Annotated in this window: 26 protein-coding genes and 1 pseudogene; 5 read left to right on the top strand and 22 right to left on the bottom strand. The window is 72.9% G+C overall.

Annotated features, from left to right (window positions below):
• Positions 1-64: 64 nt before the first annotated feature.
• Entirely contained in the window at positions 65-607 is a 543-nt protein-coding gene (locus WDV06_RS01195; RefSeq protein WP_395507672.1) for a TetR/AcrR family transcriptional regulator, read from the top strand.
• A 50-nt stretch (positions 608-657) separates the two neighbouring features.
• On the opposite strand, the gene WDV06_RS01200 is transcribed toward WDV06_RS01195, so the two are convergent.
• Positions 658-1,101, bottom strand: a complete 444-nt coding sequence (locus WDV06_RS01200; RefSeq protein WP_395507673.1) for a hypothetical protein — start codon at positions 1,099-1,101, stop codon at positions 658-660.
• A gap of 146 nt (positions 1,102-1,247) precedes the next feature.
• A complete protein-coding gene (locus WDV06_RS01205) occupies positions 1,248-1,550 on the bottom strand; it encodes a putative quinol monooxygenase (protein WP_395507674.1) in 303 nt (100 codons plus the stop codon).
• A 68-nt stretch (positions 1,551-1,618) separates the two neighbouring features.
• Here WDV06_RS01205 and WDV06_RS01210 point away from each other — a divergent pair, with 68 nt between their 5' ends.
• Both WDV06_RS01210 and WDV06_RS01215 read left to right on the top strand, forming a co-directional pair.
• Complete coding sequence (locus WDV06_RS01210) at positions 1,619-2,038, top strand: helix-turn-helix transcriptional regulator (protein WP_395507675.1); 420 nt, start codon at positions 1,619-1,621, stop codon at positions 2,036-2,038.
• A gap of 10 nt (positions 2,039-2,048) precedes the next feature.
• Positions 2,049-2,465, top strand: coding sequence for a VOC family protein (locus WDV06_RS01215; protein WP_395507676.1), 417 nt, complete (start codon positions 2,049-2,051; stop codon positions 2,463-2,465).
• A gap of 21 nt (positions 2,466-2,486) precedes the next feature.
• Here WDV06_RS01215 and WDV06_RS01220 read toward each other — a convergent pair whose 3' ends face one another.
• From WDV06_RS01220 to WDV06_RS01310, 19 genes and pseudogenes are all read right to left on the bottom strand, one after another.
• Positions 2,487-3,056, bottom strand: a complete 570-nt coding sequence (locus WDV06_RS01220) for a DUF4291 domain-containing protein (RefSeq protein ID WP_395507677.1) — start codon at positions 3,054-3,056, stop codon at positions 2,487-2,489.
• A gap of 68 nt (positions 3,057-3,124) precedes the next feature.
• On the bottom strand, positions 3,125-3,826 hold the full coding sequence (locus WDV06_RS01225) for a helix-turn-helix transcriptional regulator (RefSeq protein WP_395507678.1): 702 nt from the start codon (positions 3,824-3,826) through the stop codon (positions 3,125-3,127).
• Positions 3,827-3,836: 10 nt separating this feature from the next.
• A complete protein-coding gene (locus WDV06_RS01230; RefSeq protein WP_395507679.1) occupies positions 3,837-4,820 on the bottom strand; it encodes an alpha/beta hydrolase in 984 nt (327 codons plus the stop codon).
• Positions 4,821-4,892: 72 nt separating this feature from the next.
• Positions 4,893-5,411 (bottom strand): chloramphenicol phosphotransferase CPT, encoded by a 519-nt coding sequence (cpt, locus tag WDV06_RS01235; protein WP_395507778.1) that lies wholly within the window; start codon positions 5,409-5,411, stop codon positions 4,893-4,895.
• Between the two features lie 90 nt (positions 5,412-5,501).
• Positions 5,502-5,876 (bottom strand): annotated as a pseudogene (locus WDV06_RS01240) (GNAT family N-acetyltransferase); the annotation flags it as partial.
• 59 nt (positions 5,877-5,935) lie between these two features.
• Positions 5,936-6,604 carry an OmpA family protein gene (locus tag WDV06_RS01245; RefSeq protein WP_395507680.1) on the bottom strand — a complete coding sequence of 223 codons (669 nt, stop codon included), beginning with the start codon at positions 6,602-6,604 and terminating at the stop codon, positions 5,936-5,938.
• 4 nt (positions 6,605-6,608) lie between these two features.
• Entirely contained in the window at positions 6,609-7,199 is a 591-nt protein-coding gene (locus WDV06_RS01250) for a hypothetical protein (protein WP_395507681.1), read from the bottom strand.
• 30 nt (positions 7,200-7,229) lie between these two features.
• Positions 7,230-7,886, bottom strand: a complete 657-nt coding sequence (locus WDV06_RS01255) for a pilus assembly protein TadG-related protein (RefSeq protein WP_395507682.1) — start codon at positions 7,884-7,886, stop codon at positions 7,230-7,232.
• Positions 7,886-8,131 carry a hypothetical protein gene (locus WDV06_RS01260; RefSeq protein ID WP_395507683.1) on the bottom strand — a complete coding sequence of 82 codons (246 nt, stop codon included), beginning with the start codon at positions 8,129-8,131 and terminating at the stop codon, positions 7,886-7,888. Before WDV06_RS01260 ends, WDV06_RS01255 begins: the two co-directional genes overlap by 1 nt.
• Positions 8,132-8,241: 110 nt before the next feature.
• Complete coding sequence (locus WDV06_RS01265; protein ID WP_395507684.1) at positions 8,242-8,928, bottom strand: response regulator; 687 nt, start codon at positions 8,926-8,928, stop codon at positions 8,242-8,244.
• Positions 8,928-10,157: a sensor histidine kinase gene (locus tag WDV06_RS01270; RefSeq protein WP_395507685.1), complete on the bottom strand. Its 1,230-nt coding sequence runs from the start codon at positions 10,155-10,157 to the stop codon at positions 8,928-8,930. The genes WDV06_RS01265 and WDV06_RS01270 overlap by 1 nt, the downstream gene beginning before the upstream one ends.
• A 2-nt stretch (positions 10,158-10,159) precedes the next feature.
• Positions 10,160-11,062 (bottom strand): DUF5936 domain-containing protein, encoded by a 903-nt coding sequence (locus tag WDV06_RS01275; RefSeq protein ID WP_395507686.1) that lies wholly within the window; start codon positions 11,060-11,062, stop codon positions 10,160-10,162.
• 19 nt (positions 11,063-11,081) lie between these two features.
• Positions 11,082-12,020 (bottom strand): type II secretion system F family protein, encoded by a 939-nt coding sequence (locus WDV06_RS01280; RefSeq protein WP_395507687.1) that lies wholly within the window; start codon positions 12,018-12,020, stop codon positions 11,082-11,084.
• Positions 12,017-13,363, bottom strand: coding sequence for a CpaF family protein (locus tag WDV06_RS01285; protein WP_395507688.1), 1,347 nt, complete (start codon positions 13,361-13,363; stop codon positions 12,017-12,019). The genes WDV06_RS01280 and WDV06_RS01285 overlap by 4 nt, the downstream gene beginning before the upstream one ends.
• A complete protein-coding gene (locus WDV06_RS01290; RefSeq protein ID WP_395507689.1) occupies positions 13,360-13,755 on the bottom strand; it encodes a TadE/TadG family type IV pilus assembly protein in 396 nt (131 codons plus the stop codon). Before WDV06_RS01290 ends, WDV06_RS01285 begins: the two co-directional genes overlap by 4 nt.
• Positions 13,752-14,123, bottom strand: a complete 372-nt coding sequence (locus tag WDV06_RS01295; RefSeq protein WP_395507690.1) for a TadE/TadG family type IV pilus assembly protein — start codon at positions 14,121-14,123, stop codon at positions 13,752-13,754. Before WDV06_RS01295 ends, WDV06_RS01290 begins: the two co-directional genes overlap by 4 nt.
• Before the next feature lie 3 nt (positions 14,124-14,126).
• Positions 14,127-15,404, bottom strand: coding sequence for an AAA family ATPase (locus tag WDV06_RS01300; RefSeq protein WP_395507691.1), 1,278 nt, complete (start codon positions 15,402-15,404; stop codon positions 14,127-14,129).
• A gap of 7 nt (positions 15,405-15,411) precedes the next feature.
• A complete protein-coding gene (gene cpaB / locus WDV06_RS01305) occupies positions 15,412-16,113 on the bottom strand; it encodes a Flp pilus assembly protein CpaB (protein WP_395507692.1) in 702 nt (233 codons plus the stop codon).
• A gap of 39 nt (positions 16,114-16,152) precedes the next feature.
• Complete coding sequence (locus WDV06_RS01310; protein WP_395507693.1) at positions 16,153-17,049, bottom strand: hypothetical protein; 897 nt, start codon at positions 17,047-17,049, stop codon at positions 16,153-16,155.
• A 393-nt stretch (positions 17,050-17,442) separates the two neighbouring features.
• Here WDV06_RS01310 and WDV06_RS01315 point away from each other — a divergent pair, with 393 nt between their 5' ends.
• Complete coding sequence (locus tag WDV06_RS01315) at positions 17,443-19,140, top strand: chitinase (RefSeq protein WP_395507694.1); 1,698 nt, start codon at positions 17,443-17,445, stop codon at positions 19,138-19,140.
• 137 nt (positions 19,141-19,277) lie between these two features.
• Positions 19,278-20,615, top strand: coding sequence for a M14 family metallopeptidase (locus tag WDV06_RS01320; protein WP_395507695.1), 1,338 nt, complete (start codon positions 19,278-19,280; stop codon positions 20,613-20,615).
• Between the two features lie 61 nt (positions 20,616-20,676).
• On the opposite strand, the gene WDV06_RS01325 is transcribed toward WDV06_RS01320, so the two are convergent.
• Positions 20,677-21,084 carry a RidA family protein gene (locus WDV06_RS01325; protein WP_395507696.1) on the bottom strand — a complete coding sequence of 136 codons (408 nt, stop codon included), beginning with the start codon at positions 21,082-21,084 and terminating at the stop codon, positions 20,677-20,679.
• Between the last annotated feature and the right edge of the window lie 209 nt (positions 21,085-21,293).

The raw sequence follows: 21,293 nt of genomic DNA on the forward strand, positions 1-21,293 counted from the left end.
GCTCGTTCTCACGGTAGAGAACGAGCGTTCTCAACGCAAGCGTTCCTGCACTACCCTTCACCCCATGGACGATGACGAGGCCCGCACCCGCCTCCTCGACGCGGCGGAGGCCCTGTTCTACGCCGAGGGCATCCAGGCCGTCGGCATGGACCGCATCCGCGCGGAGTCGGGAGTGCCGCTCAAGCGGCTCTACCGGCTGTTCCCCGCCAAGGACGCCCTGGTCACCGCCTACCTGGAGCGGCGCGACCGGCGCTGGATCGCCGGCCTGCGGGAGGCGGTGGCCGCCGCCCCGGAGCCCGTACCGGCGGTCTTCGACTGGCTCGCGGGCTGGTTCTCGGAGCCGGACTTCCGCGGCTGCGCCTTCCTCAACGCGTACGGGGAGCTGGGCACCGGCCCGGCCGCCGTCCTGGACGTCGTCCGCCGGCACAAGGCGGAGCTGCGCACCCTCCTGGCGGACCTCGCCCCCACGCCGGAGCTCGCCGAGCAGCTCCTGATCCTGGCCGAGGGCGCGACGGTGGTGGCCGCCCTCGACCCCGGCCCGGCCCCGGCCCTCCACGCCCGCGCGGCGGCCCAGCGCCTACTCGCGACCGCCGACCCGAACGGGTGAGCACCCGCGCGGCCGGGGCGGCTGGGGCATCAGGGTGCGGGGTCGGCCGCTCAACTGCCGAAGAGCACCTCGCGCCAGACCCAGCCCCCTTCGAGGACCGTCCGCTGCAGGGGTCCCGTCATGTCGCGCGAGTCGTAGCGGAAGGACTCGACCAGGCGCCGGCGCCCATCGGGGCCCTTCTGGAACCGCCACTGCCGGGCGACCCTGCGGCCTGACCCCCGGGCGTACTGCCTGCTGCCGCCCTCGTACGACAACCTCCCCCACTGCTCCGTGATCACTTCCACCTCACGGCGCACCGGAAGCAGCCGCATCCGCACCTTGACGGTGAGCTCCAGCTCCGGGATCCGGTGCTCGGCCACCACGTCGGCCCTCTCCTTGGCGGAGCCCTGACGCAGACGGAACGGGACCTCCGGTCCCCCCACGGCGAACAGCGCCTCCCGCAGCTCGGCGGCGGGCACGGCCCTGACCCCCTCAGCGGGGCGCTTGGTACCCATGAACCTGTCCCACAACCGCCCCACCCGTCAGCCCTCCGCCCCGGTCCGCGTGCGCACGGCCAGAACTTCTTCGTACTGGACGGCGGCGGTGATCATATGCATGTCATTCGCTCGTCGAGCGTCTGGACGGCCCACCGGGGTGGGTTTCAGGCCAGCGGGGTCGTCGACAGTTCCAGTACCCGGGCCGGGCCCGCGCGGAAGGCGGGGCTGGTGGCGTCGGCCTCGGTCATGTGCGGGGTGGCGTCGTGGGCGGCCAGGGCCTCCCTCGACGCCCACTCCTCGATCAGGGCGAAGCGGTCCGGGTCGCCCGCCACCGCGTGGAGGTCGTAGCGCAGGCAGCCCTCCTCCGCCCGGACCAGCGGCGCGAGGCGCTCGTACGCCTCCCGCTGTTCCCGGCCGCGGCCGGGAAGGGTGGTGATCAGGACGAGGAGTTTCACGGGCTGCGACATGCGGCGCAGCCTAGGCGCCCAAGATCGGCCCTGGCAGGCCGATTTCGCCCTGTGAGATGGTGGAGGGCGTGAACCTGGAGGACCTCGTCCGGCTGCGCCGGGCCCGTGACGCGATGGACCGCGACTACGCGCAGCCGCTGGACGTTCCCGCCCTGGCGCGCATCGCCCTGATGTCGGCCGGACACTTCCAGCGCAGTTTCCGCGCCGCCTACGGCGAGACCCCGTACGGCTACCTCATGACCCGCCGCATCGAACGGGCCAAGGCCCTGCTGCGGCGCGGGGACCTGTCGGTGACGGAGGTCTGCTTCGAGGTCGGGTGTACCTCGCTGGGCTCGTTCAGCTCCCGTTTCACCGAACTGGTCGGCGAGACCCCGAGCGCCTACCGGGCCCGCGACCACGGTGACAGCGCCGCCATCCCCGCCTGCATCGCCAAGATCCACACCCGGCCGGTCAGGAACGGAGAAGCCAAACCCGACGGCCGCGCGTAGCGTCGGAGCCATGGGAATCAAGCTTTCGCAGTGCTTCATCGCGGTCGACGACCACGACAAGGCCGTCCCCTTCTACCGGGACGTGCTGGGCCTGGAGGTCCGCAACGACGTCGGGTACGAGAACATGCGCTGGGTGACCGTCGGCTCGCCCTCGCAGCCGGAGGTGGAGATCGTCCTGGAGCCCCCGCTCGCCGACCCGAACGCCACCCCCGCCGACCGCCAGGCCGTCGCGGAGCTGATGGCGAAGGGCATGCTGCGCGGGGTCATCTTCACCACCGACGACGTCGACGCCACCTTCGAGCGGATCCGCGCGGCGGGCGCCGACGTGCTCCAGGAGCCCATGGACCAGCCGTACGGGGTCCGCGACTGCGCCTTCCGCGACCCGGCCGGCAACATGCTGCGCTTCAACCAGCCCCGCAAGCCCTGACCGCGGGCGCGCCCCCGGCCTTCAGGACCGGCCGAGCCGGGCCTCCAGGGCGGCGGGCAGCGGGTAGACCCGCTCGGACGGCAGCAGCCGCCGCGCCTTGGCGGCCTGCCCGCCCTGGAGCAGGGCGGCGGCCTTGCGGACCTGCGGGGTGAGGTCGGTGATGCCGGTGGTCCACTCGTCGGTGAAGGTGCGGATGAGGTCGCGGCCGATGCCGACCTGGATGCTGTAGTGGTTGAGCGCGGCCCCGCGCGCGGAGCGCTCGGGGTCCCACTGGACGTGCACCGCCGCGCCCGCCAGGGCGTCCGGGCCCGAGGTGGTCAGCACGGCCCGCGAGAGGGCCTCCTCCCACCCCGCCCGGGTGATCCGCACGCCGAGGATCCGCTCCTGACCGGGCTTGCGGGCCCAGTTGCTGCGGTGCATCAGCCAGAGGAAGGACGGCTTGATCCACGTCATCCGCCCGAACGAGAACGGCGCGACGAACCGTCCCGCACGGAGGGCGGCGTCGGCGATGGCGGGCGGGTAGGCCTGGTAGACGACGATGCCGTGGGCGTCGTGGTCCGCCCTGACCTGGTACTGCGGCACGGAGGGCATGCCCCGGAGTATCGGCTCCGGGCGGCCCCGGCCGCGACCGGGTTTCAGGGGGCGGCGTGGCCGAAGGGTCAGGCCCCGGCCAGCGCCGCCGGCCGGGTCGCGGTGGCGGCGGCCGAGCCGTGGAGGAGGGCGGTCAGGTCGTGGGGGTGGGCCGGTTCGTCGGTCGGGGTCGCGGCCGTGACGCGGTCCAGGCGGAAGCCCCGGCCGGCGCGGCGGGTGCGGCACCAGCCGATGAGGTACCAGCGGCCCTCGGCGGTGAGCAGGCCGGCCGGTTCCACGTCGCGTTGGCTGGTGCGGCCGGCCGCGTCGGCGTACGAGAGCCGCAGGACGGTGCGGTCGGCGATGGCCCGCTCCACCGCGTCGCGGATCGCAGGCTCCGTACGGGACGGCAGGGCGACGATCCGGGACGCCAGGGTTTCGGCCGCGGCGGCCGCCGGGCCGGTCATCGAGGCGAGGAGCTTCTGGTACGCCGTCCGGGCGGCACCGGCGTAGGGGGTTCCGGCGGTGGCGAGGGCAGCGGCCAGGGCCGCGGCCTCGTCGGCGGTGAAGTGGACCGGGGGCAGGGTCATCGCCGGGTCGACCGTCCAGCCGCCGCCCCGCCCGAGGGCGGCGCGGACGGGGACGCCGGATTCCATCAGCGCCTGGAGGTCGCGCTGCACCGTACGGGTGCTGACCTCGAACCGCGCGGCGAGCGCGGCGACCGGACGGGGACGGGGCGCCGCGGCGCGCAGTTCCTCCACGAGCGCGTAGAGCCGGGTGGTGCGGTCCATGGGCCCGACGCTACCCGGCCGCGGCGGAGGCCAGGAACTCCCTTTCGCGCGCCAGTTCCCGTGCGGTGATGGTGAGGGGGAAGAGCGTGAACCCGTGCATCGCTCCCGCCACGACGTCGAGGCGGACGGGGGCTCCCGCCGCCTGCCAGCGGCGGGCGAGGAAGAGGGAGTCGTCCAGCAGCGGGTCCTCCGTGCCGACGACGAGGCGGGCCGGCGGCAGGCCGGTCAGATCGGCGTACAGCGGCGAGAGTTCGGGGCTGCGGCGCTCCTCCGGGCCGGTTCCGGGCGAGAACATCTCGTAACTGCCCGCCAGGGAGTCGGTGTTGCTGAGCAGGCGGCGGGAGCCGAACGTGCGCTGGCTCGGGGTCATCGAGAGGTCGTACGGGCCGAAGAGGAGGTGGGCCGCGCGGAAGGCCCCGGCGATGCCGTGGCGGTCGCGCAGGCGCAGCAGGGTCAGGACGGCGAGGTGGGCGCCGGCGGACTCGCCGCCGATCAGCAGCCGGTCGGTCCCGAACTCGGCGGGGGCCTGCTCGACGAGCCACCGCGCGGCGGCCTCGCAGTCGTCGGGGCCGGCGGGGAAGGGGTGTTCGGGCGCGAGCCGGTAGTCCACGCTCACCACGGCCAGCCGGGTGTCCTCGGCGATCCGCCGGAGCCGCTCGTCCTGCCCGTCGGCGGATCCGAAGGACCAGCCGCCGCCGTGAACGTGCAGGTACACCCCGGCGACGGGCTCGGCGCCGTCCGGCACGAAGGTCCGTACCCGCACCCCGCCCGCGACGACCCGGTCCCGCCCCTGCGGCAGGCGTACGGGCGGCGCGTCCCCGGCGAGCCGGTTGCGGCGCAGCCGCGCGAGGAGTCCGGGGTCCAGGACCCGCCCGCGGGCGGGGAGGCTCGCGGCGGCGGCCTCGAAGCGCTCGTTGAAGGCGAGGGTCTCGCCGAGGAGGTCCTGGTCGGTGAGCGGCAGCAGCGGCAGCGGGGGCGGTGTCTTCGTCGTCATGCGTCGAGGTTCGCAAGGCTCCGCGACAGCCCCGTGTCACCCTTTTCCGGTGACCCGGATCACATGCGGGCCTCAGGTGCGGGCGGCGATGGCCCGGGCGCAGGCCAGGGATTCGGTGTGGGTGGTGTCGACCTCAAGGTCGTAGACCACTCCCCGGTGGACGGCGTCGGCCTGGGCGGCGGCCATCCCGGAGGGGCGGTCGCCGCGGGCGATCTCGCGGGCCGCGGCGACCTCAGCGTCGCACCGGACGCCGACCCACAGGACGTTCAGCCCTTCCAGGGCCTTCCGCCAGCGCCGCTGGGACTCGGGCCCGCCGAGGAACACGTCGTCGACGACGATCCGGGCCCCGGCGCGGGCCATGGCGGCGATCCCCTGGGCCCAGGCGGTGTCGAGCGTGCGGAACGTCTCGCCGACGACGACCTCTCCGTCGTCGGCGAACCCGATCCCCGCGTCCGAGGTGCGGAGGGAGGGCGGCATCGCGTCGACCAGGGTGTCCACGCCGAATGCCAGCCAGGGGTCCGGCAGTACGGCTTGCAGGCAGCGGACGATCCCGGACTTGCCGGAGCTGGAACCGCCATTGAGGACGATCACCCGGGTCGGGCGGGCGTGCGTGGCGAAACGCAGCTCGGGGCGTTCCCAGGTCACGCGGGGCGGCGCGGGGGCGACCGTGCCCACCCGCTCGGCGCCCAGGCGCCGGTGGAAGGGCTCGGCCGGCGGGTGCGGGACGACGCGTACGTGCGTCAGGCCGGCGCCCCTCGCCCGGTCGAGCGCGTCGCGGACGAGGAACCGGCCGACTCCCGCGCGCTGCGCCCCGTCCGCGACGAAGACCAGGTCGAGTTCGGCCTGCTCCAGGAGGAGCGCGGAGAAGCCCAGGATCCGGCCGCCGGGCGCGTCGACGGCCGCGAAGACCTGGTGGCGCTCGATGTAGTCGGGGGTCACCCGGTAGCCGGCGGTGATCGCGGCGCAGGGCCCGGAGTGGGCACCGGACCCCCGCACGAGTGCGGTGAGGCGTTCGGCGTCCTGGGCGGTGGCACGCCGGATCGTCATGGGCTGCATACGGCGGAGCTTAGGAGTGGGACCGCTCACCGGTCATTGCCTTTACCCCGGCCCCCGGCTCAACCGGTGGTGCCGGTACCGCCGGTACCACCGGTCGCTCCGCGGGGGAAGGTGATCTCGACACGGCGGTTCTTCTTGCGGCCTTCCTCGGTGCTGTTGTCGGCGATCGGGTAGTCCTCGCTGTAGCCGCGGACGTCGTACGTGACGCCGGGGTTGGTGACGGTCTTGGCGAGCTCCGCCTGGACGGCGTCGGCCCGCTGCTTGGAGAGCTCCTTGCCGTGCTCATAGCTGCCCTGGTCGTCGGTGAAGCCGAAGACGCGGATGCGGGTGGCCTTCTGGGTGTTGATCTCCTGCGCGATGGCCTGGATGCGGGCGGCGGCCTGGGCGTTGAAGACGGCGCTGTTCTCGGGGAAGAGGACCTCGGACTGGAGGGCCATCATGACGTTCTGGTTGGTCTCCTGCCGCCGCTGCTCACCCCCGAGGTCCTCGACGACCTCGGCGATGTCGAGCACCTTGACGGGCGCGAGGGTCCCACCTTGCGGGATCTTGAGCCCGGGGGCGTTGGAGTCGATGGGGACGGGCGCGGCGGGGGAAGGCTCTGTGCCGGGGGGGACGGAGGGCTTGGGGTCGTCGGCGTAGGCGCTCGTCGCGCCGAGGAGGTGGGTACCGGCGATGACGAGGCCGACGACGGCTGTCGCGGCGGAGACGCGGTGGCGGCGTTTGGTCATGGGGTCACCCGGAGATCTTGACGGTGGCCGGAGCGAAGGTGGGCAGGTTGAACTCGACCTCGCTCGTCGACGCGGGCGGCGTCGGGAACTGGGCGAAGAAGGGGATCGCCTGACCCGCGTCGACACTGGAGACCCCGGTCGTGCACAGGCACCGGGACTCCGTGTCCCTCAGCACGTAGTAACGCTTCTTGCCGGCCTTGTCGACCAGCGTCGCGCCGGCTACGGACTCGCCCGTCCCCTTGAGCTCGATGCCGCGCCAGGCCACGGTGTCCTTGTAGGACGCGCTCCCCGTGTTCTTGAGCTGGCCGGTCACCGTGAGGAAGCCACCCGGGTCCCTCTGGACCGAGTTGATCTCCAGCACCATGCCTTCCTGCCCCTTGAGCGTGGCGATGACCACGGCCGGCGCAGCGCTCTGTTCCTTCCCCGGAGCGGAGGCCTGAGCACCCGCGTTCTGCGACTGCGGCTGCGACGGCTTGGCCGCGCCCTTCGCATCGCCACCGCCGCCCGCACCACACCCGGCCGCGGTGACGGCCAAGAGCGCCACGACCGCAACAGCCGCTCCTCCACGCACCTTTGCCTGGTGCCGAATGCCCATCTGGAACGCTTCCTTGTCTCTCGTTCCCCGTCAGTTGACGAGACGCACGCTGAAGAGCTTCCTGCCCAGCTCACGGAGGGAGCCCGGCTTCATCGGGTCGAGCTTGATCGGGTCGCCCTTGTCGCAGGTGAAGGTGACCGTGGGAGCCGCCGACGCGGTCGGCGTGGGCTCCGGTGTGCTTCCTCCGGCAGGCGCGGTGGGCGTGGGGCCCGGGTCGGCCACCCCGTCCAGACGGCACTTCGACTCGACCACGGCAGTGGCCGTCGCCGTTCCGTGCATGCTGCCGGTACCCGGAATCACCGAATCGCCGACCGTCCGGTCACTTTCCACGGTCACGGTGAACTTCGGTGGCGACGCCTCGCACCGCGCCTTGGCGCCGTTGCGGGCCGCGAAGACGTCGGCCTGGGTGCAGGCGCCCTTCGACTTGAGATAGTCCGCGTCGACGATCTTCGACCAGTCCTCGGGCTTCAGCACGGTGAGGTCGAGCCCGAACAGGACCCGGTCGCGGGCTTCCCTTCCGGCCGCCAGGGCAGCCGCGTCCGCCGCGCCCTGCGCATCGCTGCGGGTGACGGCTGCCTGGCCGATGACGAACAGGGCGAGGGCGGCGAAGAGCAGGCCTGCCACCATCACGACGTACAACGGAAAGGCCTGCCCCCGATCGGGCGACGACAGCACGCGCGCCGTCATCACCCGGCTTTGATGTTGGTGACGGCCTCCTTGATGCGCTTGGTGATCTCCGAGCCGATGCCGGAGCCCACGATCGCGCCGATGATCACCACGACCACCAGGATGATGCCCAGGTACTCGAACGCGGTCTGCCCCCGGTCGGGGTTCGCGTAGCGCTTGCGGAGACGGGACACCGCCGTGTCCGTCCAGCCGGCCAGGCGGATCTTCGCCCCGACCGAAGCCTTCAGCAGCGAGTTGTGTGACATGGGGGTTCCCTCCCGGGCCGGTGCCGCTGTTGATCTGCGGACGGTACGGCGAGTGACGAGTGATAACCAAGGGTCCCGGGGCCCAATTACGGACCCACTGCGCACCGTGTCTACCCACGTCCACTCACCCCCGGACGGGCGGTTCCCAGCCAGTGGGCTATCGCTTCGCTCCGGGTGGTGCTCTGGAGCTTGGCGAAGATGCGGTTGATGTGGTTCTTCACCGTCTTCTCGCTGATGAAGCACGCCGCCGCGATCTGCTGGTTGCTCATCCCGGAGGCGATCAGGTCCATGATCTCCACCTCCCGCGAACTCAACCCGAACACAGCGGAGTTGTGCAGCCGATCCGCCGACTGTGCCACACCGCGTTGCGGTTGCGAAGAGGTGCGGAGGGTGGAGAGGAGGGTTGCCGCCGGGGATGGCGTGAAGTGGGGGCGGCCCTCGCGGACGTCGTGGACCGCCCTCACCAGGTCGTCCGGCGTGAATTCGCCGTGGACCAGATAGCCGCCCGCGCCCAGCAGCAGCGATTCCCGGACGATGTCCGGCTCCCGGCTGTACGTGAGCATCAGGACCGGCGCCAGGCGGACCAGGTGCGGGAGGGCCGAGATGCCGTCCACGCCCGGCATGCGGACGTCCAGGAGGATCAGGTCGGGGGCGTGCCGGCGGGTCAGGCTGAGGGCCTCGCGGCCGTCCGAGGCCTCGGCGGCCACCTCGATGCCGCCCGCCGCCGCCAGCAGGGCGGCCAGGCCGGCCCGTACGACCGGGTTGTCGTCGGCGATCAGGACGCGGAGGCCGGGCATCAGGGGCTCCCTTCCAGCGGGAGGGTCAGGTGGACGCGGGTTCCCGGGGCCCCGTCCGGGCGGGGGCCCAGGAGGAGGTCGGCCCCGATCGCCGCCGCGCGTTCCCGCATGCCGAGCAGGCCGTAGTGGCCCGGGACGGAGGGGGGCGGTCCCCCGGCGGGCAGGCCCCGGCCGTCGTCGGTGACGGTGACGGTGAGGCGGGTGGGGGTGGCCGCCGCCGTCAGGGTCACGCGGGTGGCACCGGCGTGGCGGCGGGCGTTCTCCAGGGCCTCGGAGGTGAGGGAGAGCAGGTGGTGGGCCACCGGCGCGGGGAGCGCGGGCAGGGAGTCCGGGGTGTGGACGGTCGTGCCCGGGCCGGCCAGACGGTGGAGGGCCGGCAGGAGGGGGACGTCCGCGAGCGGCTCGCGCAGGTCCGTCAGGAGGGCGCGGGACTCCGCCACCGCACGGCGCGCCGCCACCGCCAGGAGGGCGGACTGGACGCGGATCGCCGCCGGGTCCTGCGCGAGGGTCAGGGCGTCGGCCGTCAGGGCCAGGCCGTGCAGGGTCTTGGACACCGAGTCGTGCATCTCCCGGGCCAGCCGGTCCCGTTCGGCGCGGACGGCCTCGGCCACCGCCAGCTGGGCCCGGGCCTCGGTGAGGCGGACCAGGAAGTCGCGGACCGAGGAGCCCGCCGCCCCCGACAGGACGCACAGGAGGCACAGCAGCAGGCCGCCGCCCAGCGCGGCCACCACCGCCGTCTGCACCGCCGCGTACACCGCCGAGCCCCGCCAGCCGTAGACCAGCCCGGCCAGCAGCGGCGTGCCGAGGGCCACCAGGCCGAGCGGCGAGGCGGGGGTGGCGGTGACCAGCAGGAGGGCGCCCAGGGCCATGTCCGCGGCCAGCAGCCAGCGGTGGCGCAGCAGCAGCGGGCCGCAGCGCTCCCAGTCGCGGAAGAGGGCGTAGGACAGCATGAAGGTGGCCACGACCGCCCCGGACACCAGGTACATCGGAGCACCGTGGGCCGTGCGGGACAGGGCCAGGGGCGCGCCCAGGGGGATCATCACCAGGCGGAGCGCGAAGACCTGGCGGCACAGGGAGCGCAGGGCGTTCGCCCGGAGGCGGAGCGGAGAGCCGGGGGCCGCCGCGGGAGCACCGGCGGCGGGGCGCGTGCGCCCGGCCGGACGGCCGGCGGCGGGGAAGGCCAGGGAGGCCAGGGAGGCCAAGGAGGCCGGGGACGTCGGGGAGGGCATCGTCAGCCACCGCCCAGCAGGGCGCCGAAGTCCACGTTGGCGCCGTAGACGAAGCCGCAGACCAGCAGGATCAGGGTGCCGGGCAGCATGAACATCGTCACCGCGAACGTGGCCTTCGGGACGGCCCGGGCGGCGCGGCGGCGGGCGTTCTGGGCATCGGTGCGGCGCATGTCCTCGGCGATGGCGATCAGGGTGTCGACGATGGGGGAGCCCAGTTCCTCGCCCTGCTGGAGGGCGGTGACGAACTGGGCCACCTGTTCGCTGTCGTTGCGGCGGCGGAGCTCGTCGAAGGCCTGGCGGCGGCTCACGCCCATGTCCATCTGCTGGAGCGTGATGCGGACCTCGTCCGCCCAGGGGCCCTCGTACTTGGCCGCCACCCGTTCCAGCGCCTGCCGGAAGCCCAGCCCCGCGCTGACGACGACCGCGAGGACGTCGAGGAAGTCGGGCAGGGTGCGCTCGATGTCGTCGCGGCGGACCCGGATCGCCGACCACAGTCCGACCTCGATCCAGAACAGCCCGAACGCGACCATCAACAGGGCGGCGACGAGCTGGCCGTTCAGCAGCATCGCGAAGGCGCCCAGGGCGCCCAGGAAGCCGTACACCGCGCGCCGGGCGGCGTAGCGGTCGATGGTCAGGCCGGCCGGGTTGCCCGCGCGGTCGATCTGGGCGCGCTTGCGGGCCACCTGCCCGGGGCCCATCAGCCGCAGCACCAGCGGCGCCCAGCGGATGCCGAGGCGGTCGACCAGGGAGCCGACGGCGGTCGTGCGGGAGGCGCCGACCTCCAGGGCGAGGGCGAGGTCGGTGGGGAGTTCCACGTCGGCGCGGTAGAGGCGGATGCCGTGGAGGATGCCGAAGACCGCGAGGGCGGCGGCCGCGGCGAGGAGGACCGGAAGGTAGGGGTTCACGGGTCTCGTCGTCCTCCCGTCAGACGTCGATCTTCGACAGGCGGCGGATGAGGACGAAGCCGAGCGTGAAGAGGCCCAGCGCGATCAGGACGGCCGTCTGCCCGATCAGGGCGCCGGTCATCCGGTCCAGCGCGCCCGGCATCATCATGTCGACCAGCAGCAGCGAGCCCAGCCCGATCGCCGGGACCAGGTAGGCGGTGACGGTGACCTGCGAGAGCTGCGTACGGATCTCCCTGCGCGTCTCCTTGCGCTGCTCCAGGGTCACCACCAGGTTGCGCAGGCTCCCGACGATGGCGCCGCCCGCCCGCGCCGACAGGACCAGGGTGGAGACGAGGACGACCAGCTCCCGCGACGGCAGCCGGTCCACGATCTCCCCCAGCGACTCCTCGATGGAGTGACCGACCGCGAGCCGGTCCGCGACCCGGGACAGCTCCTCCCCCGCCGGGGCCTCCAGCTCCTCCGCCGCGATCCCGATGGCCGTGCGCAGGGCGAGCCCGGCCTGGGTGGCGTTCGCGAGGATGCGGGCGAGTTCCGGCAGCTGGTTGATGAACCGCTCGGTGCGGCGGGCCCGCTGCCAGGTGAGGAAGGCGTTCGCGGCCCACAGGCCGATCAGGCCGGCGACCGGGCCGAAGAAGGGCGCCAGGAGGGCGGCGGCGACGAGCCACACCCCGGCGACCGCCATCAGCACGTACGCGAAGAACTCGCCCGGGGTGAGGTCCAGGCCGGTGGTTCCCAGCTTCACCTCGATGCGCCGGCCGAGCTTCGTCCGGCGCAGGCGCCGGTCGAGGCCGGGGAAGCGGCGCCGGCGGCCGGGCGCCTCCGGGACGCCGTCGGCGGCGAGGCGTTCGACGAGGGCGGCGCGCTGGGCCAGGCCGGCGGAGTAGAAGTGCACCCCGAGGGAGACGAACAGGCCGGCCAGCAGGGTGGCGCCGAGGGTGAGGAGGACGAGGTCGGTCACAGGACGGTCCGGGAGGTCAGCGGGTCGAAGCGGTCCTCGGGCGGGGCGACCCCGAAGGCCTGGGGGATCGGCTGGTTGTTCATGTAGAGGCGCTCCGCGATCCGGCGCGGGAGGGGGGCGTAGGCGAAGTGGCCGTGCACGCGCCCGTCGGCGGCCATGGGCTGGGCGACGTAACGGCAGACGGTGGTGGTGCGGAAGGGTTCGCGGCCGTGCGAGTCGAGGATCGCGATCTCGGTGATGCGGCGCGAGCCGTCCCCGAAGCGGGTGAGCTGGACGATGACGTTGACGGCGCTGTTGATCTGGTCCTGGAGCGCCTCGAAGGGGATTTCGACCTCCGACATGGAGGCGAGGGTCTGCAGGCGCATCAGCGCGTCCTGGGAGCTGTTGGCGTGGACGGTGGCGAGGGAGCCGTCGTGGCCGGTGGACATGGCCTGGAGCATGTCGAGGGTCTCGCCGCCGCGGACCTCGCCGACGATGATGCGGTCGGGGCGCATGCGCAGGGAGTTGCGGACGAGGTCGCGAATGGTGATCTGGCCCTTGCCCTCGACGTTGGCCGGGCGGGATTCGAGGCGGATGACGTGGGCCTGCTGGAGCTGGAGCTCGGCGGAGTCCTCGATGGTGATGACGCGCTCGCCCTCCGGGATCAGGCCGGAGAGGGCGTTGAGGAGGGTGGTCTTCCCGGTGCCGGTGGCGCCGGAGACGATCAGGTTCATCCGTGCCTGGACCATGCCGGAGAGCAGGAGCAGCATCTGCTCGTCGAGCGATCCGAGGGCGATCATCTCGTGCAGGGTGAAGGCGCGCGGGAAGCGGCGGATGGTGAGGGTGGCGCCGGTGAGGGACAGCGGCGGGATGATGACGTTGACGCGCTCCCCGCTGGGCAGGCGGGCGTCGACCATCGGATTGGCCTCGTCCACACGGCGGTTGACGGTGGAGACGATGCGCTCGATGGTCTGCATCAGCTGCTCGTGCGAGGCGAAGCGGATCGGCAGCTGCTCGACCCGGCCGGCGCGCTCGACGAAGATCTGGTCGGGGCCGTTGACCATGATCTCGGAGATGGAGGCGTCCTCCAGGAGCGGTTCGAGCACACCGAGGCCGAGGGCCTCGTCGACGACGCGGCGGATCAGCTGGGCGCGCTCGGCGGTGGAGAGGACGGGGCCCTCGCGGCTGATGATGTGGCCGAGGACCCGCTCCAGGCGGGCCCGGCGCTCGGCGGGGGCGAGCGCGGACATCTCGGCGAGGTCGATCTCCTCCAGCAGTTTGGCGCGGTAGGAGGAGACGAGGCGGCCGTCCTCGCGGGGGCTGTGGCGGTCGTCGGGGGCGTTGACCCGGGAACGCAGGCTCATGGGGTTCCTCCGGCCGGGTCGTCGTTCGGCATGACGGCGGTGGCCTTGGCGTCGTCGATGCCCAGTCCGGGCACGATGCTGTTGATCCTGATGGTCACGGTGGCGGTGACCGCGTCGGCGTCCTTGCGCACCTTCACGTCGGGGGCGAGGCCCCCGCGGACGGCGGCCACGCCCGCCGCCTCCCCGCCCGAGCCCTTGCGGGCCTCCACGCGGGCCGCCGTGCGGGCGGCGGTGTCGGCCTGCTCGTGGACGTACGCGATCCAGCCCAGCTGGATCCCGCAGAGGGCGACGAACAGCAGGATCGGGATGAAGCCGATGTACTCCAGGGCCACCTGGCCCCGGTCGCCGCGGAGCGGGGGCCTCGGTCGTGGCCGTCGCCGGTACCGGTTCACGGCGCCTCCTTCTCCATCGCCGCGCCGCCCGTGCCCGTGATCTCGCCGAAGTTCAGGCCGGGGTAGAGGACGGGGATCTTGAGCTTGACGGTGGCCTTGTAGATGTCTCCGGCGGCGGCGCAGTCCGCCGACATGCCCCACGCTCCCCCGATGTGTTCGGCGGCGGCCGCCTCGCAGGTGCCCCGGTCGCCGTGGACCGCGCCCGCCCGCGCGCCCTCGTCGGCGGCGTTGCCGGCCAGGGAGAAGGCGTATCCGATCAGTACGCACTCCCACACCGCCGCCAGGATCAGCAGGATCAGCGGGACCATGCCGACGAACTCCACGGCCACCTGCCCCCGGTCCCTGCGCGGGGACCTGCGCGCGGGCACCGCTCAGCCCTCCCGGCCGCGCCGCAGCCGGGCCACCGGCCCCGCCGCGCGGACCGCCAGCGCGGAGCCGGTGCCGGCGGCGGCCGCGGGGGCCGCGGGCCCCGGCTGCGGGGCGGCCAGCAGTCCGAGCTCCCCCGCCAGCGCCCACAGGGCCTGTTTCACCGTCGAGCGGTTGTCGAGGTCCTGCACCCGGCCCGCGTCCACGACCCCCTGGAGCTCCTTGAAGGCGGCGGGGACGGGGGTGCGGGTGGGGCGGGTCCTGGTGATCTTCTCGATCAGGGAGGGCTGGATCTCGGTGTGCTTGCTCCAGCGGTTGACGACCATCGCGGTGTCCTCCGGCTTGCGCACCTGGAGCCGCTCCCACATCCGTACCATCCGCTTGGCCGCCCGTACGGCGACCACGTCCGGGGTGGTGACCAGGACGGCCACGTCCGCCTGCTCCACAGCGGTGGCGTTCGCGCCCGTCACCTGGGTGCCGCAGTCGACGACGACCAGCTCGTAGCGGGCGCGCAGGGCGCTGAGGACCTGGCGGGTGGCGCGTTCGTCGAGGTCCTCGCCCCGCTCGCCCTCCGCCGGGGCCAGCAGCAGGGCCAGGCCGGTGCGGTCCTCGTAGACGGCGTCCTGGAGGACCCGGGGCGAGATGTCCTGGATGCCGGCGAGGTCGGCGATGGAGCGGCGGAACTGCACGTCGAGGTAGGAGCCGACGTCCCCGGCCTGGAGGTCGAGGTCCACGAGGGCGGTACGGCGTCCCGAGGCGGCCGCGGCCAGGGCGAACTGGACGGCGGTGAAGGTGGTGCCGACGCCGCCCTTGGCACCGGTGACGGTGACCACCCGGCCGCCCGGCCCGGAGACGGCCTCCGCGCCCCGGCCCAGGTGGCGGCGTACGCCCGCCGACCACTGGGCGGCGGCGCCGACGCGCGCGGCGAGCTCCTCGTAGTGCAGGGGCAGGCCGACCAGGCCCCGGGCCCCGGAGTCCATGGCGGCGGAGAACACCTGGGGGCCGGTGTCCGAGGAGAGCAGGACCACGCCGACGGCCGGGAAGCGCAGGGCGACCTCGCGGACGAGTTCCAGCGCCGGGACGGGTCCGATCCGCTCGTGGACGAGGACGACCTCGGGGAGTTCGTCGAGGGAGTCGGCGGCGAGCCGGCCCAGGGCGTCGAGGAGGGAGGTGGAGTCGGGGACGGGCGGGGCGGGTTCGGCGTCGGGCAGCTGGCTGAGCAGGGCGACGATGGAGCGGGCGGCGTCTGCGTCACCGGCCGCGGGGAGGATTCGAGTGGTCATCCGCGCCTCACTTGTCCCCGTCGAGGGTGTACGTGCGGTCGGCCGGGCCGGGGGCGGAGTCGGTGCCGGGGGCGACGAGGGCCAGGCGGACGTGCTCCGCGAAGGACTCGGCGTAGGCGACGCGCTGGGTGTCCTTGGTGTTCAGGGCGAAGGTGATCGGGACGGCCTCGGCCGGGCCCTTCTTGTCGCCGTCCTTGTCGAGGGCGGTGAGCTTGCCGACGCCCAGGACCCGGGCGTTGGCGACGATGATCACGGAGCGGGAGGGGTCGGACTCCTTGGCGCCCTTGAAGGTGGCGATGATGTTGACCTTGGCACCCGAGGTGATCTTGCCGGCGACCCCGGTGGCCGCGTCGATCATGATGGCGATCTCCTGCTCACCGGCCTGGAGCTGCGGTTTGTCGACGAACATGTCGCTCTGGAGCAGGGAACCCTTCTTCAGGGTGGTGAGCGCGATCTTGCCCCGGAGGGCCCCGAGGTCGCTGACGGCGGTGTCCGACAGCCACCGCTTGGGGACCTTGACCTCCTCGAACTGGCCTGCGGTGAGGGCGCTGTACGGTGCGATGTCGCCCTTGACGCGGTACGCGACGACCTCGGCGCCGACCTTGGAGTTGACGTCGCCGATCACCACGAGCACCCCGGCGAACGCCGCGAGGGCGCACAGGACCGACAGGAGCAGCAGGATGACGCCGCGGCGCTGGCGTGAGTTCATGGGCCGTCTTACCTCGCCGTTCTTCGTTCGGTCGGGCGGTCAGGATCCGGATCTGGTGCGGGTGCGGGCCGGGGAGGCGGCGTCGTCCCCGGGCGGTGGGGCGGCGAGCGGGGCGGCGCAGAAGCCGCAGCGGTCGCCGATGAGCTCGAAGCCGCACCAGCGGCACTGTTCGCGGCGGACCGAGGCGACGAGCTGGTAGAGGACGGAGACGTCCGGGATGGCGGCGGCGAACTCGACCAGCTTGGGGGTGGCCCACCAGCGCGCCGAGTCGGCCGGCAGGGGGTTCTCCATGACCCCCTGCACCTTCCAGGCGGAGGCGAGTTCGGTCGTGACCCAGTCGGAGGCCAGCTGTCCGCGGGCGAAGGTGAGGTGGGTGGCGAAGGCGGGGCCGGGGGGCAGGACGCCGCCGTGGGCGGGCGCGGCGGAGGCTCCGAGCCGGGCCAGGTGCGGCTGCGGGTGGGCCAGTACGGCGAACTGGGCGCTCGGCGACCAGGAGCGGGCGTGGGCCTTGAGGCCGACGGGGATCCGGTCCAGTTTGGCGACGCTGCCGAGCAGCGCGCCCGCGTAGACGTAGTGGGACAGCAGCCGGGCGGCGGAGGCGAGCACCCCGGGGCTGAGGTCGCTGACGCTGAGCTGGCGGAGCTGACGGGCCAGCACGGCCGTGCCCAGGGGCGGGAGGTCGATGTCCAGGAGCGCGATCCGGTCGGTCTCCAGGATGGCCCGGACGGTGTGCATCCGGCGGACCGTCGCCGGGGGCAGCCAGGGCGGTACGAGGGCGACGAGGTGGCCGTGCCGCTCCAGCAGGGCGGTGGTCTCGGCGAGCGCGCGCTCCAGGTCGGCCTCGCCGGGCGGGCGCAGGACGGCGGCGCCGGGGGTGTGCCGGTCGGGGGCGGGCAGCACCAGATCGGCACTGGTGACAGCGATGGCGGTCGGCACGCGAATCCCCCCGTTCACCCTGTACGCGACGGCCGTTGGCCCGGCCGTCACGTAGGCGCGCGCGCCCGCGGGCACGCGCACGGCACTGCGCGACCGCAAACGTCCGACGCGCCTTCCCCCTTGCCCCAGCACCATATCCGCGTCACCCCGCGCAGGTCAGGGGCTTGGGAATTCCCGTGCCGGAAGCACATGTCGCAGGTGGCGAAAACCTGGACAACCGGGGGCCGGAGCCCGTTCATTTCAAGCCACTTCGCAAACACCCTTGACACCGAGATTGGTCTGGACCAACTTGGCTGCACGCCAGCCCTCGGTCGCGGGGACCCCACTCCCCGCCCCTCGAACCCTTTCGAACTCCCTTCCGTTCCACCCCTCCACTCCCCCCACGGAGTCCACGTGAACCGCATACGCGCCCTCGCCCTGCCGGTCGCCGCCACCCTGGCCGCCGGCGGGCTCACCGCCCTGGCGGCGGGCCCCGCCCGGGCCGCCGACGTCAACGTCGCCCGCAACGGCGGCTTCGAGTCCGGCCTCGCCGACTGGTCCTGCTCGGCGGGCTCGGGCACCGTCGTCCCCTCGCCCGTGTACGCCGGCTCGGGCGCCCTGCGCGCCACCCCGGCGGGCCAGGACAACGCCCAGTGCAGCCAGACCGTCACGGTCAGGCCGAATGCGACGTACACCCTCAGCGCCCAGGTCCAGGGCTCGTACGTCTACCTGGGCGCGACCGGCACCGGCACCCAGGACGTCTCCACCTGGACCCCCGGCTCGGGCGGCGGCTGGCAGAAGCTGTCCACCACTTTCACCACCGGACCGAACACCACGCGGGTCACCGTCTGGACCCACGGCTGGTACGGCCAGCCGGCCTACCTGGCGGACGAGTTCAGCGTCTTCGGGCCCGACGGGGGCGGCGGCACCGACCCCGGCCCGAGCCTCCCGGGCGCCCCCTCCGCGGCCACGGTCTCCGGCCAGGGCAACAGCTCCCTCACCCTCTCGTGGAACGCGGTCGGCGGGGCGAGCGGCTACCACGTCTACCAGGACGGCGTCCGCGTCCAGACGCTGACGGGCACCTCGGCGCAGATCGGCGGGCTCGCCGCGGGCACCTCGTACTCCTTCCAGGTGAGCGCGTACAACGCGGCCGGGGAGGGACCCAAGTCCCCGCCCGTCACCGGCACCACCACCGGCGGCGGGGGCAACCCGAACCCCAACCCGTCCGTGCCCAAGCACGCCCTGACGGGCTACTGGCAGAACTTCGACAACGGGGCGACCGTCCAGAAGCTCTCCGAGGTCTCCGCCCAGTACGACATCATCGCCGTCTCCTTCGCCGACGCCACGACCACGCCCGGCGCGATCTCCTTCACCCTCGACTCGGCCGGCCTCGGCGGCTACACGGTCGCCCAGTTCAAGGCGGACATCGCCGCGAAGAAGGCGGCCGGCAAGTCCGTCGTCCTGTCCATCGGCGGTGAGAAGGGCACGATCTCGGTCAATGACTCCGCCTCCGCGGCGAACCTGGCGAACTCGGCCTGGGCCCTGATGCAGGAGTACGGCTTCAGCGGGATCGACATCGACCTGGAGAACGGCCTCAACCCGACCTACATGACCCAGGCCCTGCGCTCCCTGGCCGCGAAGGCGGGCCCCTCGCTGGTCCTGACGATGGCCCCGCAGACCATCGACATGCAGTCCACCCAGGGCGGGTACTTCAAGACCGCGCTGGCCGTGAAGGACATCCTCACCGTCGTGAACATGCAGTACTACAACAGCGGCTCCATGAACGGCTGCGACGGCAAGGTCTACTCCCAGGGCTCGGTGGACTTCCTGACAGCGCTGGCCTGCATCCAGCTGGAGGGCGGCCTCGACCCCTCGCAGGTGGGCATCGGCGTCCCGGCCTCCCCCAGCGGTGCGGGCAGCGGCTACGTCTCGCCGACCGTCGTCAACAACGCCCTGGACTGCCTGGCACGCGGCACGAACTGCGGTTCCTTCAAGCCCTCGAAGACCTGGCCGGGACTGCGCGGGGCGATGACCTGGTCGACGAACTGGGACGCCAAGGCGGGTAGTACCTGGTCGAACGCGGTGGGTCCGAAGGTCCACGGGCTGCCGTAGGCGGTAGGTGTGTGGGGGTGGCTGATTCGGTCCGGTGCGCCCGGCCGGGTACGCGCGGGGCTATTGACCGGGACATGCCACAAGAGCACGCTGTGCGCGTCCGCACGGCTACCCCCACACTCCACCCAGGAGAACGCATGCGGCTCCACACCCGCCGGAGGGCCGCCGTCACGGCCGCCCTGCTGGCGCTCGCGCTCGGCGCACCCGCCTACGGCATGAGCGCGACGGCAGCACCGCCGCCCACCCCCTCGACGGCCACCCAGGACGAGGCGGTCGTCCAGTACGAGGTCCAGGGACCGTCCACCGCCGCCGAACGCACCGCCCTGCTGAGCAGCGGCGTCTCCATCGACGAGGTCGACGCCCGCTCGGTGGTGGTCAGCGCGAACGCCGCGCAGGCCAAGGCCCTGCGCGCCCGCGGCTACAAGCTGACCGCGCTGGCCGGCCCGCCGGACCGCTCCGAGCGCGGCGTCGCCACCCGCCCGATGGACTTCCCCTCGGCGGACTCCAAGTACCACAACTACTCCGAGGCGAGCGCGGAGATCGACCAGCGCATCGCCCAGTACCCCGGGATCATGAGCAAGCAGGTCATCGGGAAGTCGTACCAGGGCCGGGACATCGTCGCCATCAAAATCAGCGACAACGTCGGCACGGACGAGAACGAGCCCGAGGTGCTCTTCACCGCCCACCAGCACGCCCGCGAGCACCTGACCGTCGAGATGGCCCTGTACCTGCTCCAGGAGTTCGGCTCGAAGTACGGCAGCGACTCCCGGATCACCAACATGGTGAACAACCGCGAGATCTGGATCGTCCCGGACCTCAACCCGGACGGCGGCGAGTACGACATCGCCACCGGCTCCTACCGCTCCTGGCGCAAGAACCGGCAGCCCAACTCCGGCTCCACGGCGGTGGGCACCGACCTCAACCGCAACTGGGACTACAAGTGGGGCTGCTGCGGGGGCTCCAGCAGCAGCAAGAGCTCCGAGACCTACCGCGGGCCGGCCGCCGCGTCGGCGCCCGAGGTCAAGGTGGTCTCCGACTTCGTGCGCAGCCGGATCGTCGGCGGCAAGCAGCAGATCAAGGCCGCCATCGACTTCCACACCTACAGCGAGCTCGTGCTGTGGCCCTTCGGGTGGACGTACAACGACACCGCGCCGGGCCTGACCGCGGACGACCTCGCGGTGTACAAGAAGATCGGCACGAGCATGGCCGCCAGCAACGGCTACACGCCGGAGCAGTCCAGCGACCTGTACATCACCGACGGCACGATCGACGACTGGCTGTGGGGCACGCAGAAGATCTTCGCCTACACCTTCGAGATGTACCCGTCCGACACCGGCGGGGGCGGCGGCTTCTACCCGCCCGACGAGGTCATCGACCGTGAGACGGCACGCAACAAGGACGCGGTGCTCCAGCTGCTGGAGAACGCGGACTGCATGTACCGGTCGATCGGCAAGGAAGCCCAGTACTGCGCGTAGGCGCGGCCGGGTGACCCGGGGCGCCCCGCCGCCAGGGGGGCGCCCCGCCTTCGTGTTCCGGTCAGCCGAGCACCGCGAGGGCGTCGATCTCGATCAGCAGGCCCGCGGGCAGGCCGACGTACACCGTGGTGCGGGCGGCGGGGACCTTGACGCCCTGCTCGTCGAAGTACGCGTTGTAGATCTCGTTCATCTCGGCGAAGTGGGCGGTGTCGGTCAGGTAGACGCGGATCATCACGGCGTCGTCCCAGCTCGCGCCGCCCGCCTCCAGGACGGAACGGACGTTCTCCAGCGTCTGGAGGGTCTGCTCGCGCAGGCCCGGCCCGGCGACGGCGGGCGCCTGCCCCTCGACGGCGGGCAGGTAGCCGACCTGGCCGGCGACCTGGAGGATGTTGCCCTTGCGCACGCCGTGCGAGAACTTCGCGGGCGGGGCGGGGTGGGACTCGGGGGTGACGGCGGTCTTCTCGCTCACGGGGTCCTCTTGTGGGGTCGATGGGATGTGTGGTGCTCCGCCCCGATGGTGTCAGCGGCACGGCCTGGCGGTGGCCGCCGTTCGAGCGGTTCGCTAGGGCCTGTCGTCGAACTCCCGTCGTCGCCCGGAGGGCGGCCCCGCGGCTCCCCCGGGGCGGGGCCGCCGCGTGGGGCCGCCGCCCCTGGCGGAACCGGGACCGTTGACCCCCC

Source organism: Streptomyces racemochromogenes (genome assembly GCF_044129415.1).
Lineage (GTDB): Bacteria > Actinomycetota > Actinomycetes > Streptomycetales > Streptomycetaceae > Streptomyces > Streptomyces racemochromogenes_A.

Coding starts and splice junctions, on each gene's coding strand:
- WDV06_RS01195 (WP_395507672.1), top strand. CDS start 65: ATGGACGATGACGAGGCCCGCACCCGCCTCCTCGACGCGGCGGAGGCC.
- WDV06_RS01200 (WP_395507673.1), bottom strand. CDS start 1,101: ATGGGTACCAAGCGCCCCGCTGAGGGGGTCAGGGCCGTGCCCGCCGCC.
- WDV06_RS01205 (WP_395507674.1), bottom strand. CDS start 1,550: ATGTCGCAGCCCGTGAAACTCCTCGTCCTGATCACCACCCTTCCCGGC.
- WDV06_RS01215 (WP_395507676.1), top strand. CDS start 2,049: ATGGGAATCAAGCTTTCGCAGTGCTTCATCGCGGTCGACGACCACGAC.
- WDV06_RS01220 (WP_395507677.1), bottom strand. CDS start 3,056: ATGCCCTCCGTGCCGCAGTACCAGGTCAGGGCGGACCACGACGCCCAC.
- WDV06_RS01225 (WP_395507678.1), bottom strand. CDS start 3,826: ATGGACCGCACCACCCGGCTCTACGCGCTCGTGGAGGAACTGCGCGCC.
- WDV06_RS01230 (WP_395507679.1), bottom strand. CDS start 4,820: ATGACGACGAAGACACCGCCCCCGCTGCCGCTGCTGCCGCTCACCGAC.
- WDV06_RS01245 (WP_395507680.1), bottom strand. CDS start 6,604: ATGACCAAACGCCGCCACCGCGTCTCCGCCGCGACAGCCGTCGTCGGC.
- WDV06_RS01250 (WP_395507681.1), bottom strand. CDS start 7,199: ATGGGCATTCGGCACCAGGCAAAGGTGCGTGGAGGAGCGGCTGTTGCG.
- WDV06_RS01255 (WP_395507682.1), bottom strand. CDS start 7,886: ATGACGGCGCGCGTGCTGTCGTCGCCCGATCGGGGGCAGGCCTTTCCG.
- WDV06_RS01260 (WP_395507683.1), bottom strand. CDS start 8,131: ATGTCACACAACTCGCTGCTGAAGGCTTCGGTCGGGGCGAAGATCCGC.
- WDV06_RS01265 (WP_395507684.1), bottom strand. CDS start 8,928: ATGCCCGGCCTCCGCGTCCTGATCGCCGACGACAACCCGGTCGTACGG.
- WDV06_RS01270 (WP_395507685.1), bottom strand. CDS start 10,157: ATGCCCTCCCCGACGTCCCCGGCCTCCTTGGCCTCCCTGGCCTCCCTG.
- WDV06_RS01285 (WP_395507688.1), bottom strand. CDS start 13,363: ATGAGCCTGCGTTCCCGGGTCAACGCCCCCGACGACCGCCACAGCCCC.
- WDV06_RS01300 (WP_395507691.1), bottom strand. CDS start 15,404: ATGACCACTCGAATCCTCCCCGCGGCCGGTGACGCAGACGCCGCCCGC.
- cpaB (WP_395507692.1), bottom strand. CDS start 16,113: ATGAACTCACGCCAGCGCCGCGGCGTCATCCTGCTGCTCCTGTCGGTC.
- WDV06_RS01320 (WP_395507695.1), top strand. CDS start 19,278: ATGCGGCTCCACACCCGCCGGAGGGCCGCCGTCACGGCCGCCCTGCTG.